The organism is Massilia sp. CT11-137 (genome assembly GCF_047302885.1).
In the GTDB taxonomy this organism is placed as follows: Bacteria; Pseudomonadota; Gammaproteobacteria; order Burkholderiales; family Burkholderiaceae_D; genus Telluria; species Telluria orientalis.
The window spans coordinates 3,363,213-3,382,384 of sequence record NZ_JBKYMP010000001.1 but is presented as its reverse complement, the minus strand read 5'-3'; the positions used below and the strand labels follow the sequence as shown (position 1 = coordinate 3,382,384).

The window sequence follows — 19,172 nt, the reverse complement described above, 5'->3', positions numbered from 1 at the left end:
CTTTCCCGACTCTGGCTCCGGCAAAAGATGTTATCGGTAACCTAAACACGAGAAGAGGTAGAAAAATGGGGGAACAAACATGAGAGCAATTAAATTCGACCGTGCGGCGAGGCGCATCGCCTGCATGGCGGTGTCGATCGGTATCGCCGCGACGCTGGTGCCCTACCCGGGCCAGGTCGCCCTGGCCGCAGACCCGATCGATACGATGGTGACCAGCTACCAGCCCGTCATCAGCGAATCCATCGATGCGAACGGCTTCAGGCATCCCGGGGTCGGGCTCACGAAGGAGACCCTGGAAACCATGCGGGCCCAGGTCCTGGCGAAGAAGGAGCCCTGGAATACCCACTTCAACATGATGCTCAAGTCGAGCAAAGCGTCGCGTACGGTGGGCATCTCGAACGTCAACGGCGCCGACCCGACGCAGCCGCGTATCCTGGGGATCGATTCCCAGGGCGCCAACGGCCTGTTCATCAACGACGCACTGACCGCCTACACGCAGGCGATCCTGTACTACGTGACCGGCGACGACGTCTATCGCGCCAACGCCATGCGGATCATCCGCCTGTACGGGAAAATGGATCCGTCGAAGTACGTGTACTTCGTCGACTCGCACATCCATACCGGGATTCCGCTGAGCCGCATGACGGCGGCGGCGGAAATCCTGCGCTACACGAGCACCCAGACGCCGGCGCTCGCATGGACGGACGACGATACGGTCAACTTCTCGAGGAACCTGGTCACGCCGGTGATCCAGACCTTCGACAACTGCAACTGCCGGTTCATGAACCAGCACCTGTACACGACCATCGCCAAGATGTCCGGCTCGATCTTCATGGGCGACCGCGACGGCTATGACACGGCCGTCGAGTGGTTCACCGTCAACAAGGATGCCCCCGATCCGGCCTGGACCGGATCGATCAAGCAGTTGTTCCGGACGGTGACAAAAAACGACGCCACCGGCGAAGCGATTCCGCCGCAGATCCAGCACGTCGAAATGGGCCGCGACCAGGCGCACGGCGCCGGCGACCTCACGAACTCGGAGATCCTCGCGCGCCTGATGATGGCGCAGGGTACCAAGGTCGATCCGGTGGCGGGCACGCCGTCGACGGCATCCAACGCCGTCGGCCCGTACGAATTCATGGACGACCGCCTGCTGGCCGTCCACGAACTGTTTGGCAAATACATGATCGGCTATGACATCCCATGGGTGCCTGTCGCCATGAGCGTCAATCCGGATGGCAGCATCCGCGCGATGTACAACAACGTGAATCCGTCGTACCGCGGCCGGCTCACCCAGAACAACTGGGAAGCCTTCTATTACTACAAATACGTGCGCGGCCTCGACCTGGAACAGATCGCGCCGGGCTATACCACGATCTACGCCAAGCGCAAGGCCTACAACTGGGATGGCGTCGACGGCGGCGGCGACTTCTGGCTGACGCTTCCCAAGGCCGCCGAAGCGGAAGGCGGCAAATACCTGGGCCTCCCGATCGTCGATCCGTACCGTGAAGTGGAAGACCGGTTCACGGCATACGACAGCAATGCGGTCGCGCAGACCGAAGGCACGACCGGCTTCGTGCGAAGCACGGCCACGCCGGAAGGCACGCGCATCGCCGTGTACAGCTATAACGGGGCCGCCATCCCCAACATGGGCTTCCGCATCCGCACCAATGGCCAGGCCATGATGGACGTCGACGGCATGTCGGTCGCGTTGCCGAATACACGGGGCCAGTGGCGTTACGTCGTGGTGCCGATGAACCTGGGCGATTTCCTGCCGCTCAAGATCACCGGTGCCGGTACGACGGTCGACGTCGACCACATCAACGTCAAGTCCAGCACCTTGCTGAGCCCGCCAGTCTTCAAGTCCGGCACCGGCGACACGACGGCGACCACGTATGCAGGCGCCACCATCCCGGTGACGCTCGACCTGTCTGCCACCGACCCGGCGGCCGGCGACGTGGTGACCTACAACATGGACGACCTGCCGCAGGGCGCCACGTTCGATACCAATACGGGCGCGTTCTCGTGGCTACCCACGCAGGCCGGCACCTACACGTTCCTCGCCGAAGCATCGGACGGCACCTCGGTGACCACCAGGCGTGTCATCGTCGAAGTCGCCGCCGACCGGCAGGCTGCCGTGGCGACCGTCGCCGCGCCGTTCAAGCCGGACACGCTGTACGTTACCGCGACGAAGACGGCCTACGAGAGCGCCTATGCCGACATGCAGAACACGATCGGGTCGAGCACCGACGCTACCTACTTCCAGAAGCTTGGGGCATTGCGCAACGCGGTCTCCGGCCTGCGTGAACTGACCCCGCTGCTGAAGGACGGCAGCATGGACTACACGAACCTGTTCTTCAAGACCAACCTGGTGACGAATTTCGGCGACTGGGCGGCGAACGGGGTCGACAACAATACCGACAGCTTCATCGCGTTCACGATCGCCCGCGATACCAATCACACGTTCACGCTGGACTTCGGTCCCAGCTTCAAGGTCGCCGCGAACAAGTTCCAGCTCCAGCCGCGCACCAGCTTCCCGGAACGCGTCGGCGGCGTGACCATCTTCGGTTCCAACGACAACGAGAACTGGACCCGGATCTCGCCCGACGAGACGCTCGGGATCGAGGGCTGGCAGACGCTGAACGTGGCGGACGAGTTCCGCACCAAGCGCTATCGCTTCTTCAAGCTCTCGATGATCCATGATCTCTGGTCGTATAACATCCTCGAACTCGGCGAATTCAGGATCTTCGGCACCCGCTATGAAACCGTGAACAAGCTGACCAGCGTGTCGCTGGGTTCCGACCAGGCGCTGAAGAACCGGGTCGTGCCGGGGAATACGATCAGGCTGACGTTCCAGTCGTCCGAGCCGATCAACAACGTGAGTGCGACGATCCAGGGCGAACCGGCCACCGTCACCACCACGGATAACCTGAACTGGACGGCGACGACAGTCGTCAAGGCCGCCATGGCACCGGGACCGGTGAAGCTGCTCCTCAACTACAGGACCGCCGACGGCACCGCCGCCGAACCCGTCCTGTTCCCGACCGATTCGTCGACCCTGTTCATTGCGGACCAGAAGGATTACATCGACAACGTGCTCGACATTGCCACCGTCACCGATTCCAACGGCCGCAATGCAACCGATGTGATCAAGAACGCAAAATTACTGTTCGACAGCAACCTGACGACGAACACCGACTTGCGCCTCAACGGCAGCGGCAACAATGGCTGGGTCAAGTTCGACTTCCGGCCCGGCGTCACCACGGTGCTGTCCCGCGTCGACGTCATCGGTCCCCAGAACCAGTACTCGGGCCGGATCAACGGCACCGTCGTCCAGGGTTCCAATGACAACGCGACGTGGACCAACATCTCGACCTTCGCCGGGAATGCGCCGGAGTGGCAGTCGCTGAAGATCACCGGCACCACGCCCTACCGTTACATCCGCATGACCAACGCCAACGCCTGGTTCGGCAACATGACCGAACTGCGCCTGTACGGTACGGTGAACGCCGCGGACACGACCGCGCCTGGCACCACCGCAACCGCGCCGCAAGGCACGGTGACCACTGACGCGACGATCACCTTCACGGCCACGGACAACCAGGGCGGTTCCGGTGTCTCGGCGACCTATTACACGGTCGACGGCGGCGCGCAGCAGACGGGCAACTCCGTCACGCTGACCACCAGCGGCACGCACACGGTGAGCTACTGGAGCACGGACTGGGCGGGCAACAGCGAGCAGCCGCACACGGTGACGGTGTCGATCGACAAATCGGCGGACGTGACCGCCTTCGCATCGATCGCGCGCTCGGGCCTGACGGTGAACCGCTTCACCAACAAGTACACGGGCACCGTGACGATCGCGAACACCGGTGGCCAGACGCTAACGGGTCCGCTGCATTTCCGCCTGCAGGCACTGACGGCCGGCGTCACGCTGGACACGCAAACCGGCGTGAAGGACGGCGTGCCGTACATGGCGCTGCCGGTCGCCAGCCTGGCCCCGGGCCAGAGCGTCACCTTGACGACCACTTTCTCCAACCCGAACAAAGCCGGCATCGCGTACACGCCGGCCCTCTTCAGCATCCAGTAAAGGACCTGACCATGTTTCGCTTCAAGCACTTCGTATCCTGGCTGGCACTCGCGGCCGCGCTGACCGGCGTTTGCGGCCAGGCGGCCGCCACCCCGCTCTATCACGTCGACATCGACACGGCGTCGCTGGGTTCGGGGCCGGCTTTCCTGGAGCTGTATTTCCTGGGACTGGACGGCGCGCCGGCTGCAACCGCCATCGTGAGCGGCCTGACGGGCGCGCTGGACGGCGCGGCGGACCTGACGGGCACGGTCACGGGCACCGCGCCCGGCTCCTTCGTGTTCGGCAATGCCGGCGGCGGCGGTGACCTGGTCCAGGCCATCCAGCTGGGCGGCAGGTTCGGCTTCGACGTCAGCTTCACCATGCTGCCGGGCGACATCGGCACCGCGTTCGGCTGGGCGCTGTTCGATACAACGCACTACCTGGGCGCCGACGGCGACCTGGGCAACCTGTTCCTGCAGCCATTTGCACCGGCCGGCGAACAGATCCTCGTGGCGGCGCCCTCGACCCCGGTCAGCACCGTGACGAAGGTTCCGGAACCGTCGACGGCGGCGCTGATGCTGGTTGCCATGCTGGCGATGATGGCGTGGCGCGGGCAAGGCGCGCGCCGGCCCTGATCCGTCCTGACGTCCTGCAGTCTTAATCGGACCCCAAAGGCCGTTGTCCGGCTTTTGGGTTTTTTTCATTTTTGGTTTTTTCATTCATCCAGCCGGCATGAGCATCGCCAGCGCGGCAAAAAATATGTTCGCGCCTGCTGAAATTAGGCCTACAATTGTACGGTATCGATAACGTACAATCCCGCCATGTGCAAGCGGCGACTTGATCGTGACCCGATCGAGTCGGGAACGGCATTGTTTCAGGCACACGTACGGTGAGACTGCGCCGAACGTTCTTCGATACGGCACTCGTTTATAAGCACTTCATATATAAAAAACCAATGCGACCCGGTTCGGCTACGCAAGCGGGTGCTGCCGCACCCTGCATTTCCGGTCCGTCTCCGGTCAACAATGTTATCGGTAACCTAAACACGAAGAGATTAAAAATGGAGGGACAGACATGAGAACAATCAAATTGAACCATGCGTTAAGACGCGCCGTCTGCATGGCATTTTCAGTCGGTATCGCGACGACGCTGGTGCCCTTCCCGGGCCAGCTCGCGATGGCCGCGGATCCGATCGACACGATGGTGACCAGCTACCAGCCGGTCCTCACCGAAACAATCGATGCAAGCGGATTCAAGCATCCCGGCGTCGGCTTCACGAAGGCGCAGCTGGAAAACATGCGGGCCCAGGTTCTGGCGAAGAAAGAGCCCTGGTATACACATTTCAACATGATGCTCCAGTCGGCCAGCGCCAAGCGCACGCCCAACATCGCGAACGTCAATGCCTCGGACCAGACCAAGCCGCGCATTCTCGGAATTGAATCGCAGGGTGCCGAGGGCATTTTCAAGTCGGACGCCTTGACCGCCTACACCCAGGCGATCCTTTACTACGTGACCGGCGATCCGGTCTACCGGGCCAACGTCATGCGCATCATGCGCCTGTACGAGCAAATGGATCCGGCCAAGTACGCGTATTACACCGATGCGCACATCCATACCGGAATCCCGATGCAGCGGATGGTCGGCGCGGCCGAAATTATGCGTTATTCCAGCACCCAGGACCCGACGCTCGCGTGGACGGATGACGACACACAGAAGATCGCGGCCAACCTCTTCGTGCCGACAATCCTGACCGACGACAATTGCAACTGCCGTTTCATGAACCAGCATCTGTACACGACCATCGCGAAGATGTCCGGTGCGATCTTCATGGGCGATCGCGATTCGTACAATCAGACGGTCGAGTGGTTCACCGTCAACAAGGATGCGCCCGATCCTGCATGGACCGGCTCGATCGAGAGGCTGTTCCGCCTGGTGACGAAGAATGACGCCACCGGCGAAGCGATTCCGCCCCAGATCCAGCACGTGGAAATGGGCCGCGATCAGGCCCACGGCGCCGGCGACCTCACCAACTCGGAAATCCTGGCGCGCATGATCATGTCGCAAGGTACCAAGGTCGATCCGGTGACAGGTACGCCTTCGACCGAGTCGAACGCCGTCGGCCCCTATGAATTCCTCGATGATCGTCTGCTGGCTGTTCATGACCTGTTCAGCAAATGGAATATCGGTTACGACATCCCGTGGGTTCCCGTCGCCATGAGTGTCAACCCCGATGGCAGCGTCCGGGCGATGTATCCGACCGTGTCGTCATCGGGCCGGGGCCGGCTGACGCAGAACACCTGGGAAGCGTTTTATTACTACAAGTATGTCCGCGGCCTGAACCTCGAACAGATCTCCCCTAGTTACACGACGGCCTACGCCAAGCGCAGGGCCTACAACTGGGATGGCGCCGATGGCGGCGGCGACTTCTGGATTGGCATCCCCAAGGCAGCCGAGGCGGAGGGCAGCAAATACCTGGGCATTTCAGTCATCGATCCGTATCGCGAAGTGGAAGACCGCTACTCCCCGCTCACCGGTTCTTCGGTGACGCAGACCGAAGGCTCGACCAGCTTCGTGCGCAGCACGGCCACGCCGGAAGGCACGCGCTATGCCGTGTACAGTTATTACGGCGGCACCGTCACGTCGATCGGCTTCCGCTTCCGGACCAATGGCCCGGCCACCATGACCCTGGACACCTATGCCAACCCGATCGCGTTGCCGAACACCCGGGGCGAGTGGCGCTACCTGGTGGTACCCATCAACCTCGGCGATTTCCTCCAGGTTACCTTGACCGGCAACGGCACCACGGTCGACATCGATCACATCAATGCCCAGTCGAGCACTATGCTGAGCCCGCCGGTGTTCAAGTCCGGCAATGCCGACACGACCTTGTACACGTATGCCGGCGCAACCGTCCCGACGACGATCGACCTTTCGGCCACCGATCCGGCTGCGGGCGACGTCGTGACCTACAACATCGACAACCTGCCGCCAGGCGCGTCGTTCGACACCAGCACGGGCGCATTCTCCTGGTTGCCGACGCAGGCCGGTACGTACGCGTTAGTGGTCGAGGCTTCGGACGGGACGACAGTGACCACCAAGCGGCTGACGGTCGTCGTGGGTGCGGACCGGCAGGCGACCGTCGGGGTCGTGGCCGCGCAATTCAAACCGGACACGCTGTACGTGACGTCGACCAGGGATGCCTACCAGGCTGCCTATGCGGACATGCAGGCCGCGGTCGGGTCCGGCAACGACACCACCTACTTCCAGAAACTGGCGACTTTGCGTAACGCGGTCGCCGGACTCCAGGAACTGACCCCGCTGCTGAAGGACGGCAGCATGAACTACACCAATCTGTTCTTCAATTCGAACCTGGTGACGAACTTCGGTGACTGGGCCGCCACCGGGGTCGACGACGATCCCATCACCTTCATCCCGTACTTCATCGCCAGGGAGAACAATCTCACGTTCACGCTGGACTTCGGTCCCAGCTTCAAGGTGGCGGCGAGCGCGTTCCAGTTCGAGCCGCGCACCAGCTTCCCGGAACGCGCCAGTGGCGTCGCGGCCTTTGGCTCCAACGACAACGAGCACTGGACGCGACTCACACCCGACGCAACGATTCAGAGCGAGGCGCGCCAGACCCTGGACGTGCAGGAGGACCTGCGCGGCCAGCGCTATCGCTTCTTCAAGCTTTCCACCGTCAACCTGAACACGTGGTACAACATCATCGAGCTCGGCGAGTTCAGGCTCTTCGGTACCCGCTATGAAACGGTTAACAAGCTGAACAGCGTTTCGTTGACGTCGGACCAGGCTGTAAAGAACCGCGTTGTGTCCGGCAACACGATCAAGCTTTCCTTCCAGTCCTCCGAACCGGTCAACAATGTGACCGCAACGATCCAGGGCGAGCCGGCAACCATCACGACCACGGACAACCTGAACTGGACCGCGACACTGGTCGTCAAGCCCACCACGGCGACCGGACCGGTGAAGTTTTTGGCCAACTACAAGACTGGCGCCGGTGTGGACGCGGAACCCGTGATGTTCTCGACCGATTCCACGAACCTGTTCATCGCGGACCAGAAAGATTACATCGGTAACGTGATCGATATCGCAACCCTGACGGATTCCAACGGCCGCAATGCGACCGATGTGATCTCGAACGCCAACCGCCTGTTCGACAGCAACCTGGCCTCGGCGACGGACCTGCGCCTGAACGGCAGCGGGAGCAATGGCTGGCTCGAGTTCGACTTCCGGGGCGGCGGAACCGTGGCGCTGTCCAGAGCCGATGTCATCGCTCTTCAGGACAGCAAGTTCACCGGCCGTACGACCGGCACCATCTTCCAGGGTTCGAACGACAATGCGACCTGGACGACGATCTCGACGGCTGCGGCGAACACGTCGGATTGGCAGAGCCTGAAGATCACCGATCCGACGCCGTACCGCTACATTCGCATGACCAACCCCAACAATGGGTATGGGAACGTGGCCGAGCTGCGCCTGTATGGCGCCGTGGAGTCCACCAACCGCATCGCATCCGCGTCGCTCACCTCGGTCCAGGCGCTGCGCAACAGGGTTGTGCCCGGAAGTACCGCGAAACTGAACTTCACGGCCAAGGAAGCGATCAGTAATGTGGCGGTCACCATCGCCGGCCTGCCCGCTACAGTCGCGACGACGGACAACATCAACTACACGGCCACCGCGAACCTGCCCCAGGGGACGCAGCCCGGTACGGTGAAGTTCGCCATCAATTACCTCACGCAAGCCGGCAAGACGGGCTACGAGGTCACGGAAACGACTGACAAGACCTCGCTGACCCTGGTCGACGAGAGCGACCTCATCCCGAACGTTCCGACCATCGCAACGCTGATCGATTCGACCACGAACCGCAACGCCGCCACGACGCTGACGATCGTGAAGACCCTGTTCGACGCGAACCTGGGCACCGGTTCGGACTTCCGTAACGGCTCGGGCGGCTCCGGCACGGGTGCCTGGGTGGTCTTCGACTTCAAGGAAGGCAACCAGGTCAGCCTGACCAGCACCGAAGTCATCGGCAGCCAGGACAAGTACTACACGCGCGTCAACGGCCTCGTGTTCCAGGGCTCGAACGACAACACCGCGTGGACCACGCTGACCCCGGCGGCGCAGTCGACGGCGGAATGGCAGACGCTGCCGGTCACGAGCCTGGTGCCTTACCGCTACATCCGTGTGTACAATCCGAACGCGTGGTTCGGCACCATCAGGGAAGTTCGCCTGCACGGCTCGCTGCATGGCGCGGACGTGATCGCACCGGTGACCACGGCCACCGCGCCGCAAGGCACGGCGACCACGGACGCGACGGTCACCTTCGCGGCCACGGACAACCAGGGCGGCTCGGGTGTCGCAGCGACGTATTACACGGTCGACGGCGGTGCGCAGCAGACGGGCAACTCCGTCACGCTGACCACGAGCGGCACGCACACGGTGAGCTACTGGAGCAAGGACTGGGCGGGCAATACCGAACAGGCGCACGCGGTGACGGTGTCGATCGACAAATCGGCGGACGTGACCTCCTTCGCATCGATCGCGCGCTCGGGCCTGACGGTGAACCGCTTCACCAACAAGTACACGGGCACGGTGACGATCACGAACACCGGTGGCCAGACGCTGACGGGTCCGCTGCATTTCCGCCTGCAGGTACTGACGGCCGGCGTCACGCTGGACACGCAAACCGGCGTGAAGGACGGCGTGCCGTACATGGCGCTGCCGGCCGCCAGCCTGGCTCCGGGCCAGAGCGTCACCTTGACGACCACCTTCTCCAACCCGAACAAGGTCGGCATTGCGTACACGCCGGCCCTCTTCAGCATCCAGTAAAGGACCTGACCATGTTTCGCTTCAAGCACTTCTTATCCTGGCTGGCACTCGCGGCCGCGCTGACCGGCACCTGCGGCCAGGCGGCGGCCACCCCGCTCTATCACGTCGACATCGACACGGCGTCGCTGGGTTCGGGGCCGGCTTTCCTGGAGCTGTACTTCCTGGGACTGGACGGCGCGCCGGCGGCAACCGCCATCGTCAGCAACCTGGCGGGCGCGCTGGACGGCGCGGCGGACCTGACGGGCACGGTCACGGGCACCGCGCCCGGTTCCTTCGTGTTCGGCAATGCCGGCGGCGGCGGTGACCTGGTCCAGGCCATCCAGCTGGGCGGCAGGTTCGCCTTCGACGTCAGCTTCACCATGCTGCCGGGCGACATCGGCACCGCGTTCGGCTGGGCGCTGTTCGATGCGACGCACTACCTGGGCGCCGACGGCGACCTGGGCAACCTGTTCCTGCAGCCGTTTGCACCGGTCGGCGAACAGGTCCTCGTGGCGGCGCCCTCGACCCCGGTCAGCAGCGTGACGAAGGTTCCGGAACCGTCGACGGCGGCGCTGATGCTGGTTGCCATGCTGGCGATGATGGCGTGGCGGGGGCGTGAAGCGCGCAGGTTCTGAGCGGTCCTGAAGACCTGAACGCAGCCCGGAAGCCGATGTGCGGCTTCCGGGTTTTTTACATTTGGCCGTCGGACCCGGCCCTGTTATCCATCCTGAATACGCAACAAACATATTTACGAATATTTTGCAACCGACCGCTTGTGATTTAACAAAATTGCGTTTAAATTATCTCCAGTCGACTCCGCCTCGATAACAAGAACACATTCTTCCCGGTCCACTTTCGCGCGGCCGGGGCCAGTGCGCCGTACCTCCAGAACAACCGCCGCCGTTTTCGAATCTCATCGTGCGAGAGGCCGCGTGCCGCCCGTACGGGGTCATCGACGTCTGAAAGAGTCCGCCATGCCCGCCTTCCCTCTTTCGCTGCTCGACCTGGTCTCGCCCTACCAACTGCTCGGCACGACACTGGGCGATTGGCAAGCGGCGCTGGGTGCCATCTATGTCGACCGCTACGAGGCAACCGGCGCGGCCGAAGGCACGACGATCCGCGGCGTCGCGAAGTTCGCCGTCTCCGCGCGGCCCGTGCTCGACCTGCCGAACGCGCGCCTGACCGTCACCGCCACCGCCGGCGGCCTGCATCCGCAGGACGATCCGACCCGGCGCGATCCGTGGATCGACATCCAGGATACGCAGATCGCCTTCGAACTGTTCGTCCCGCGCGCCGGTTCCCCGATCATCGCGGCCGCGACGGGCGTGGCGGCCACCACGACCGACGTGTTCAACGTGCTCGACACGCTGCCGATCGACATGCCGGTATCCGACTATCCCGGCGCCCAGTTCACACTCGACATGCTGCTCACGACGGTCGTGCTGCGCCCGCCCATGCTGAAAGGCGCGAAGCTGCGCGAGTCGGATGGCCTGCTGGAACGCGACCCCGCCAACACCGTCGTGTCGTTCACCCTGCCGAGGCTGCGCATGCAGTTGTCGCAGGATGCTGCCGGGGTCCTCGCCTTCAACCTCCTGAGCCTCGGCGCGACCAGCCTGGACGACGGCAGCGACCTCGGTACCGCCGAACTGATCACGATGACGCCGCCGTACGCATTCATCGGCGATTCGAACGTCGTGGGCTTCGGCTTCCGCAGCGCTGTCCTCGACCTGTCGAACGGCTACACGCCACCGGAGGTGCTGGCGCAGTTCGGCTACGACGAGAACTGGACCGGCCTGTACCTCCCCGTCGTGCGCCTGTTCGTGGCGCCGCACGGGATGAACGACATCGCCGTGTCGGCCGGCGCCAGCAACCTGCTGATCGGGCTCGGGAACACGCCCGGCATCACGGGCGACTGGATGCGCATATCCGCGTGTACGCGCGCCGTTTCGCCGAGATCGCGAGCATCGGCAAGCAGCCCTCGTTCGTGCGCGGCGACGGCGGCGCGGCCCTGGCGGACGGCACGAACGACGTGAGGATCCTGCTGGCCAACCCGTTCGGCCTGGGCCCGGGCGATCCGCACAGCCCCGGCATCCGGATCGACGTGGACATCGTCGTGACGGTGCGCGGCGGCCAGCGCAAGCTGTGGAGCGGGATCCGCGTGCCCGTCGACCCGCCCGTCGCGCCGCCCGTGAACACGTTCGGCGGCACCGACCGCCTGCCGCTGGTGCCGCCCGAGATGCGGGGCTGGTGCCCGGTCCCGCTGTTCGGCCTCCCCCGCACGACGCCGGCCGCAAACGGCGGCACCCTGGCCGCGCTGTCGCGCAGCCTCGCCTCCGAAAGCATCCCGCGCGTGGGTCCGCGCCTGCCGCTGATGGCGCGCTTCGAGACGATCGTCGCGGCGGGCATCCCGGATGCTGCCGCGAGCAACGGCGCGCTGTCGTGGCAGGCCGTGGTGACGGGCGCGCGCTGGATGCCGGAGTCGCGCTCCGCCCAGCACACGCAGGGCAACCCCGGCAACCCGGCCGGTCCGGACATCCACGCGGCGGGCGCGCGCGTGACGGGTGCGCTGGCCTACGACTTCGCGTGGCACGCGCTGCGCCGCGCCAAGCCGCCGCTGCCCTTCCCCGGCGCGCCCACGTTGCTGGACGGCTGGATCCTGTACGGCGCCGGCAACAACATGAACGAACCGGCCACGCCGCCGAACGATGCGGCGCCGAACGCCGGCACGCGCATGGGCGCGGCGCTGCAGTCCATCGCGGCCGTGTGCGACACGCCCGAGCTGTCGCTGGCGCCGGAATCGGCTTTCGAGGATGCGACGACGGTGCAGGACATCGTCGACGCGGTCTCGAACGCCGTCAATCCGGCCGGCCCGCCGCCGACCGTGAACTCGCCCAACGGCGACCGGCTGCTGCGCGAGATCCGACGCGAATACTGGGTGGCGAAGCACGGCCGGCGCGACGCCCTGTGGTCGCTGCGGCGCGCGCTGGGCGAAGCGCGTGAGCTCGTCTACATCGAAAGCGCCCAGTTCGCCCCCACGGCCGCCGACAACGGCGGCATGCCGCCCCACATGCTCGACCTGGCCCAGGTGATCATCGACCGCATGACGGATCACCGCGACCTGCGCGTGGTGGTGGCGCTGCCGTGGGACACCGATTTCGCGCACAGCGGCCCGCCGATGAACTTCGACACCTTCGTGCAGCAGGCGATCGGGGCGCGCAAGGCGCTCGTCTCGACATTCCCGGGCATCATCAGCGACCGGCTGGCCGTGTTCCACCCGCTCGGCTTTCCCGGCCGCGCGACCGCCATCCGCAGTGCGGTGGTGATCGTCGACGACGTGTATTCCCTCGTCGGCACGAGCCACTTCCGGCGGCGCGGCATGACGTTCGACGGCGCCGCCGACCTGGGCTCGTTCGACCGCGTGATCGAGGACGGCTATTCGAAGAGGCTGCGCCAGTTCCGGCGGGCGCTGATGGCCACGCGGCTGGGCGTGCCCGTCGGGACGGGGCCGGCCAATGCGACCGCGGAATGGGCCACGCTGGAGCTGCCGCGCACCGCGTTCGGCGTCGTGCGCAATCTGCTGGGTGAAGGCGCGGGGTTGATCAAGCCGCTGTGGGAGGGCTATAACCCGGATGTGATTCCAGCTACCGTGGACGAAGCCGACCCGGACGGTGTAGATGGGGCGACGCTATTGGCGACGCTGGGAAGTTTTTTGGCCAAGGCGTGATGGCGTAGTTACATATATTTACACCCGAAAACGTTTCCCGATTAAAATGTCGTTTTTGCAATCATTTTAGTCAAGGAAATGTGATGAAGGTAAATGTGCGAGGTTTGCTCGCGTGCGCGCTCGCGTTCACGCTGGCCGCATGCGGCGGCGGCGGCTCGGGAGGTGGCGGCGGGTCCGGTTCCGGGGCCAGCAATCCGGACGGGGCCTGGCTTACGTTCGATCCGGCGGCACCGACCGTTAGCCAGTACGAAGGAGAAAGCATGCCCGTATCGGTGACGGCGACGTCGAGCCGCACCTTTGCCCAGTCCTTCAACATCGGCATCATCGACACGAAAGGCGTGGTCACGACCGACGTATCGGTGTCGGGCGCCTCGGCGATGTCCTATGTCGCCACGCTCCGTACCTCCCCGAACCTCAGCGCCGGCACCCATACCACCTCGCTGGAGGTGCGCGTGTGCGAGGATGCACCGCTCACCTGCGCCAAACCGTTCCCCGGGTCGCCCTGGCACGTGCCACTGACGGTGCAGGTCAAATCCAGGACCGATGCGGCGGCGCGCCTGACCCTGTCGGTGCCTAGCCTAAGCGTGACGACCTATCCCGGCGAGGCGACCACCGTCACGTTCGAAGCACAACTGGACAAGGAACTCGCGAGGCGCGTCGCCAGTATCGGCGTATTCGATCCCGCCAGCCTCACCGTGACCCCGCCCGACCAGATGACGCTCGCGCCGGACGGCCATTACGTGTTCACGCTCTCGACCGCCACCAGCAACGCCCTCGCGGTGGGCACGTACAACAGTAACCTGCAGTTGCGCATGTGCGATGACGACGTACGCACCTGCCAACGTCCCGTGGCCGGCTCGCCGTGGACGCTGCCGCTCACCGTGAACGTGAAGTCGCCAACCAATCTGTCCGCGCTCGCCCCGGTGAACGGGCTGGGCAGCTGGACGACGTACCAGGGCAACGCGGCCCATACGGGATTTGTCGACGCCAGCTTCGATCCCGCCACGTTCACGCGCCGCTGGCAGCTGTCCAGTGCGGTCAATTCCGAGAACAGATACGCATCGACGGCCATCGACAACGGACGGGTATTCATCGTCCGCCAGGGCGCGAACACGCAATGGGAACTGCTGGCGATCTCCGAGGATTCGGGCACGATCGCATGGAAAGTCGAGCTCACCAACCTGAACCACGTAAATCCGCCGGCAGCGGCGAACGGCCGTGTCTACGTCACGTCCACCGGGCACGAGGACACCTATCTGTGGGTCTATTCCCAGGCGACGGGCGCGCTGCTCAAGCAAACCGCGATGAGCTCGCAATGGAGTAATTACTCGGCCCCTACCGTAGTCGGCACCGACGTGTACTCGATCGACGGTTACTACGGCGGCCTCGCCAAATATGCCGACCAGGACGGCAAGTTCGCCTGGACGGTCCCCTCGACGGTCGAGGAAGGCTGGAGCCCAGCCACCGATGGCCGATTCGTCTACACGTACAGTACGCCCGACAACATCCTGAAGGTGTTCGACGCCGCCGACGGCGGCAGCGCCTATGCCATCGGCGCGCCCTACCCGTACAGCACCTATTTCACGGCCGCCCCGGTGGTCCTGACCGGTACGGGACAGGCGATCGTCGCGTCCGGACAGTTGATGGCGTTCGACCTGGCCACCCACGCGCGCGCGTGGGTGCTGGACGGCTACACATTCGGCATGGCCGCCTACGGTAACGGCACCGTGTACGCATTCGGCGCGAACGGCCGCACACTCGAGGCACACGCACCGGCGAACGGAAACCTGTTGTGGACTGTCGACCTGGGCAACAATGACTTCTCGAACGTCATCGTGACGCGCAACCTTGCCTTCGTGAGTTCGTCCACCGCGACGCAGGCGGTCGACCTGAACACGCGCAAGGTGGTGTGGACGTATCCGCAGGGCGGCAACCTGGCGATCTCGCAGCGCGGGGTCTTGTATATCCTGACGAGCGCCGGCAAGCTGGCGGCGGTCAACCTGCGCTGACGCGCTGACGCGCAGCCGCGCAGCCGCGGGCAACGTCAGCCGAGCGACAAGGGCCGAGGATTCGAAACGCGCCCAGCCGCCGCGCAGACCTGGTTCCTGCCCGCGGCCTTGGCCGCATACAACGCCGCGTCGGCTGCGGCCAGCAGGGTCGCCTCGTCGCGGCCATGCAGCGGAAACAGCGCGACGCCCGCCGAGAACGACCTGCCGACATCGGCACCGTTGGACGCGAAACGCAGGGCGGAAAACGCGACCCGCAATTCGTTGATGCGTTCGATGGCCAGGTCGAGCGTCACGTCGCGCATGATGACGACGAACTCTTCGCCGCCGTACCGGCATGGGGAATCGGTCGGCCTGACCTGTTGCCGGAGCAGGCTCCCAAGCGCGCGCAGCATCGCGTCGCCGAGCGCATGGCCGTGCACGTCGTTGACCGTCTTGAAGTGATCGACATCGATCATGACGACCGCGAACGAGCCCCGGGTCCGCGCGCTGCACGTCAATTCGCGCGCCAGCGCGTCCGTCAGATAGAGGCGGTTGTACAGCCCCGTCAGAGGATCGCGGATGACCTGCTCCTGCAACTGCGCCTGCATCGACTGGATGGTGTCCAGCTGGGCCTTGAGCTGCGCGTTCGCCTGCTCGAGGGCGAGCGACGTCGTCCGCGCTTCGGTGACGTCGCGGACGATCAGGACGGCGCCGATCGCGTTGCCGTCGTCGTCGCCGATGGCGAACGTGCGCAGTTCGAGATGCCGCGCACCGCCATGCACGAATTCCGTCGTCGTCGGGGCATTGCCGAGGCGGGCCACGTGTTCATCCAGCTCGGCCAGCTGGTCGCCGAGCAGGCGGCCCGGCTTGACCGGCTGGCCGATGTCGAACATGCGCCGAAGCGCCGCATTGCTTTCGACGACACGCCGCTGGGCGTCGATCACGATGAAGCCGTCGGTGATGGCCGAGCCGATCTTTTCACGCGCCACGGCGACGAGATCGAACAGGCCGCGGCGGAAGATCGCCAGCGATACCAGGATGCCGCTCGCGACCAGGCCGATCGGGGTGGGATCGAGATCCGGCGGGGACACGCCGGCGATGAAGGTCACGTTGCAGATGATCGGGACGAGCAGCGCGCCCAGCAGGATGCGCGTCTGCCGCCGCACGTGCCGCGATCCCCGGTCGTACGCGGCCACGAGGGCAAGCACCGACTTCGCGACCACTACGTAGCTGTACAACGAATGGACCCAGAACAGGGGGCCCATCCGGAAAATGCTGTCCGTGGACTCGCCGCGCCAGGTGCCGAAGCACAGGTCGTGCAGTGGCGACAGCGCGGCCGCGACCACGACGGCAGGCACGGTGGCCAGCGCCAGGAGCCGCGACCGGGGCCATTTGTTCGTGCCGCGCGTGTAGCTCAGCACGAAGACCAGCGTGAGCGGCGCGATCGCGACGACGGCCGGGAAGATGACGCGCATCCGCAGGAACATCCCGTCGTCCGGCCACAGCCGCGCGAACGGCAGCGCGTAGCAGGTCAGCCACCAGGCCGCGCTCAGCTGCATGGCCAGCAGCGCTGGCGCCCCGGGGGCGTGACGGCGGGTCCAGGCGACGGAGGCCAGGAACAGCGCCGTCACGGCACCGGCCAGCAGGAGGAAGTTAAAGATTTGCATGATCGCGCGGATGAGCACGTGCACATATTAGCATCGGCTCACCGGTTGTTTCCTGCAGGAACTAGACTTTGTCACGCGTGAACAACATCACAAGCGGTCATGCAGCGACGCGGCCGCGGTAGCGGCCAGCGTCGCTCCCGCAGGATCTACAGCCAACCTTTGAGGGTCATCTGGTCGGCTACATACTTGGCGATCAACGAATGCTCGAACGGCGTCGGATAAATGCCGTCGGCAAACATGAAATGACTGACGTCGCCACCGATCGTATTGCTGGCATTGCACGCAAGCGAATTCAGGACGGCGCCGAGCGCGTTGGGGCCGCAAGCCGGCGTGGTGACGCTGGTCAGGCCGAAGGATTTCGAGTCGGCCGCGTGGGCACGGCTGACGCTCGCCACGTCGATCAACAGGACGCCGGCCTGACCGGCCAGGTCAGCCTTGAGCCTGTCGTTGAAAGCGGTGACCATCGTCTTGATCAGTGCCTGGGACGACGCAGGCTGCGCTAGCGCGAATGGGCTGATCGTCAGGTCCGGAAGGTTATTGACCACGACATATTTCGCGCCCTTCCCGACGATGCTGGTCTTGACCAGTGCAGCGAGGTCGGCCGCGGCGCTTGTCATGGCGGCCACGACGCGCGGGCCATTTGCATCGGCATAGTCGGCGCCGGCCTTCGCCGCGGCACTGGCAGCAATCGGGGCCGCGGCGGCCTTGGCGTCAGCCGTCGCCGTGGCGATCATCTGGGGTATGAGGAACGGCCAGTCGGGCGTCGTGCCGCCCGGTTGGGGCTGGGGATCGCCCGGATGCGGCAGCGAGGCTGCCACCAGGACCAGCGCCAGGCTGTCGGGCGTGTGCTTCGGGTTCGCGAGCTCGGCAATCAATGCATCGGACGCTCGCAATGCATTCACGGAATTCAGGCCGGCCTTGAGCAACTGGCCAGTGAGCGAGAGCGCAAACACGCTCCTTGCCACCCTGTCGCCGGCCTCCTTGCCGGCAGCTTCGCCGGCTGCAGTCGCATCCGCCTTCAACTTGTCCAGTTCAGCAAGCGCATCCGCGCTGCCGGCCATGACGACGACGATTTCGTCGCCCTTGAACTTCCCACCGCTGGCGGCGAGATGGTTCGCGACCTGGGCCGCGACGGGGAGCGTCAGCAGTCCCAGCGCGGATCCGGTCTGCTTGTTGCCGGGCCCCACCGGGTTGCTCACGCGGGCGCCGCCCTGGGCATAGGCGAAACAACCGCCGTGGTTGGTAACCGGTATAGAGAAACCCTTGGCGGCGTCGCCTTCCAGCCCGGTCTGGGCCGCGCACGGTGCCGGCAGTTTCAACTGGCTCGCCAGGACTTCGGTCCAGTTCTTCCCGTCCAGGGCCGGGCTCACCGTCGTATTGTTTCCATTGATCGTGTATTTACCGCCGCCCAATGCCTGAATGCCCCCGACCGCATAGCTGCCGACGTCGACCAGGCTGTCGCCGAACGTCACCTGGGCAGCGAATGTCGGTTTCGCGGTGCCGCTTCCGCCCGGGGTGGAGCCCACCGAGCCGGCATCCGTGGTCGTATTGCTGGAATCGCCGCCGCCGCAGCCGGAAACGACTGCCATGACGAACAGTGCAAGTGAAAGATTGATTTGTCGCATTATTTTTTCCCCAACAGAAGTTGATAATGAGAATTTTCAAAAGAAAAATTTACAACGCTCACTCTTGCACGTTCAATCTTGCCAAGGTTTTGGTTTGATCAATGATTGGCTGAGATTGCTGCGATCGCACCACAACGCCTACCGCGTCGTCGCCCGGCCCGGACCCCACGTTTTCCCCTCTGAACGGCACGCGCATGAACCGAAGCGCGGCGCCTCCGCCGAGTCCGGAAAACCGTTGTTCAAGCCCCACATTTTGCGTCGCACAACACAAAA

Annotated in this window: 9 protein-coding genes; 7 read left to right on the top strand and 2 right to left on the bottom strand. The window is 64.5% G+C overall.

Annotated features, from left to right (window positions below; translation table 11 throughout):
* Nucleotides 1-79: 79 nt before the first annotated feature.
* The 7 genes from ACEN98_RS15180 to ACEN98_RS15150 all read left to right on the top strand — a co-directional run bounded on the left by ACEN98_RS15180 (nucleotide 80) and on the right by ACEN98_RS15150 (nucleotide 15,628).
* Nucleotides 80-4,090 (top strand): OmpL47-type beta-barrel domain-containing protein, encoded by a 4,011-nt coding sequence (locus ACEN98_RS15180; protein WP_413385630.1) that lies wholly within the window; start codon nucleotides 80-82, stop codon nucleotides 4,088-4,090.
* A gap of 11 nt (nucleotides 4,091-4,101) precedes the next feature.
* A complete protein-coding gene (locus ACEN98_RS15175) occupies nucleotides 4,102-4,704 on the top strand; it encodes an NF038129 family PEP-CTERM protein (protein WP_413385629.1) in 603 nt (200 codons plus the stop codon).
* A 484-nt stretch (nucleotides 4,705-5,188) separates the two neighbouring features.
* Entirely contained in the window at nucleotides 5,189-9,916 is a 4,728-nt protein-coding gene (locus ACEN98_RS15170) for a discoidin domain-containing protein (RefSeq protein ID WP_413385628.1), read from the top strand.
* Between the two features lie 11 nt (nucleotides 9,917-9,927).
* Nucleotides 9,928-10,530 (top strand): NF038129 family PEP-CTERM protein, encoded by a 603-nt coding sequence (locus tag ACEN98_RS15165; protein WP_413385627.1) that lies wholly within the window; start codon nucleotides 9,928-9,930, stop codon nucleotides 10,528-10,530.
* Nucleotides 10,531-10,869: 339 nt separating this feature from the next.
* The gene (locus ACEN98_RS15160) at nucleotides 10,870-11,928 is read left to right on the top strand and encodes a hypothetical protein (protein WP_413385626.1); all 1,059 of its coding nucleotides are present in this window, start codon (nucleotides 10,870-10,872) and stop codon (nucleotides 11,926-11,928) included.
* Nucleotides 11,826-13,619 carry a hypothetical protein gene (locus ACEN98_RS15155; RefSeq protein ID WP_413385625.1) on the top strand — a complete coding sequence of 598 codons (1,794 nt, stop codon included), beginning with the start codon at nucleotides 11,826-11,828 and terminating at the stop codon, nucleotides 13,617-13,619. Before ACEN98_RS15160 ends, ACEN98_RS15155 begins: the two co-directional genes overlap by 103 nt.
* Before the next feature lie 83 nt (nucleotides 13,620-13,702).
* Entirely contained in the window at nucleotides 13,703-15,628 is a 1,926-nt protein-coding gene (locus ACEN98_RS15150) for a PQQ-binding-like beta-propeller repeat protein (protein ID WP_413385623.1), read from the top strand.
* A 35-nt stretch (nucleotides 15,629-15,663) separates the two neighbouring features.
* Here ACEN98_RS15150 and ACEN98_RS15145 read toward each other — a convergent pair whose 3' ends face one another.
* Complete coding sequence (locus ACEN98_RS15145; RefSeq protein WP_413385622.1) at nucleotides 15,664-17,274, bottom strand: diguanylate cyclase; 1,611 nt, start codon at nucleotides 17,272-17,274, stop codon at nucleotides 15,664-15,666.
* 146 nt (nucleotides 17,275-17,420) lie between these two features.
* Nucleotides 17,421-18,899: an esterase gene (locus ACEN98_RS15140; protein ID WP_413385620.1), complete on the bottom strand. Its 1,479-nt coding sequence runs from the start codon at nucleotides 18,897-18,899 to the stop codon at nucleotides 17,421-17,423.
* Nucleotides 18,900-19,172: the final 273 nt, after the last annotated feature.

Coding starts and splice junctions, on each gene's coding strand:
- ACEN98_RS15180 (WP_413385630.1), top strand. CDS start 80: ATGAGAGCAATTAAATTCGACCGTGCGGCGAGGCGCATCGCCTGCATG.
- ACEN98_RS15175 (WP_413385629.1), top strand. CDS start 4,102: ATGTTTCGCTTCAAGCACTTCGTATCCTGGCTGGCACTCGCGGCCGCG.
- ACEN98_RS15170 (WP_413385628.1), top strand. CDS start 5,189: ATGGCATTTTCAGTCGGTATCGCGACGACGCTGGTGCCCTTCCCGGGC.
- ACEN98_RS15165 (WP_413385627.1), top strand. CDS start 9,928: ATGTTTCGCTTCAAGCACTTCTTATCCTGGCTGGCACTCGCGGCCGCG.
- ACEN98_RS15160 (WP_413385626.1), top strand. CDS start 10,870: ATGCCCGCCTTCCCTCTTTCGCTGCTCGACCTGGTCTCGCCCTACCAA.
- ACEN98_RS15150 (WP_413385623.1), top strand. CDS start 13,703: ATGAAGGTAAATGTGCGAGGTTTGCTCGCGTGCGCGCTCGCGTTCACG.
- ACEN98_RS15145 (WP_413385622.1), bottom strand. CDS start 17,274: ATGCAAATCTTTAACTTCCTCCTGCTGGCCGGTGCCGTGACGGCGCTG.
- ACEN98_RS15140 (WP_413385620.1), bottom strand. CDS start 18,899: ATGCGACAAATCAATCTTTCACTTGCACTGTTCGTCATGGCAGTCGTT.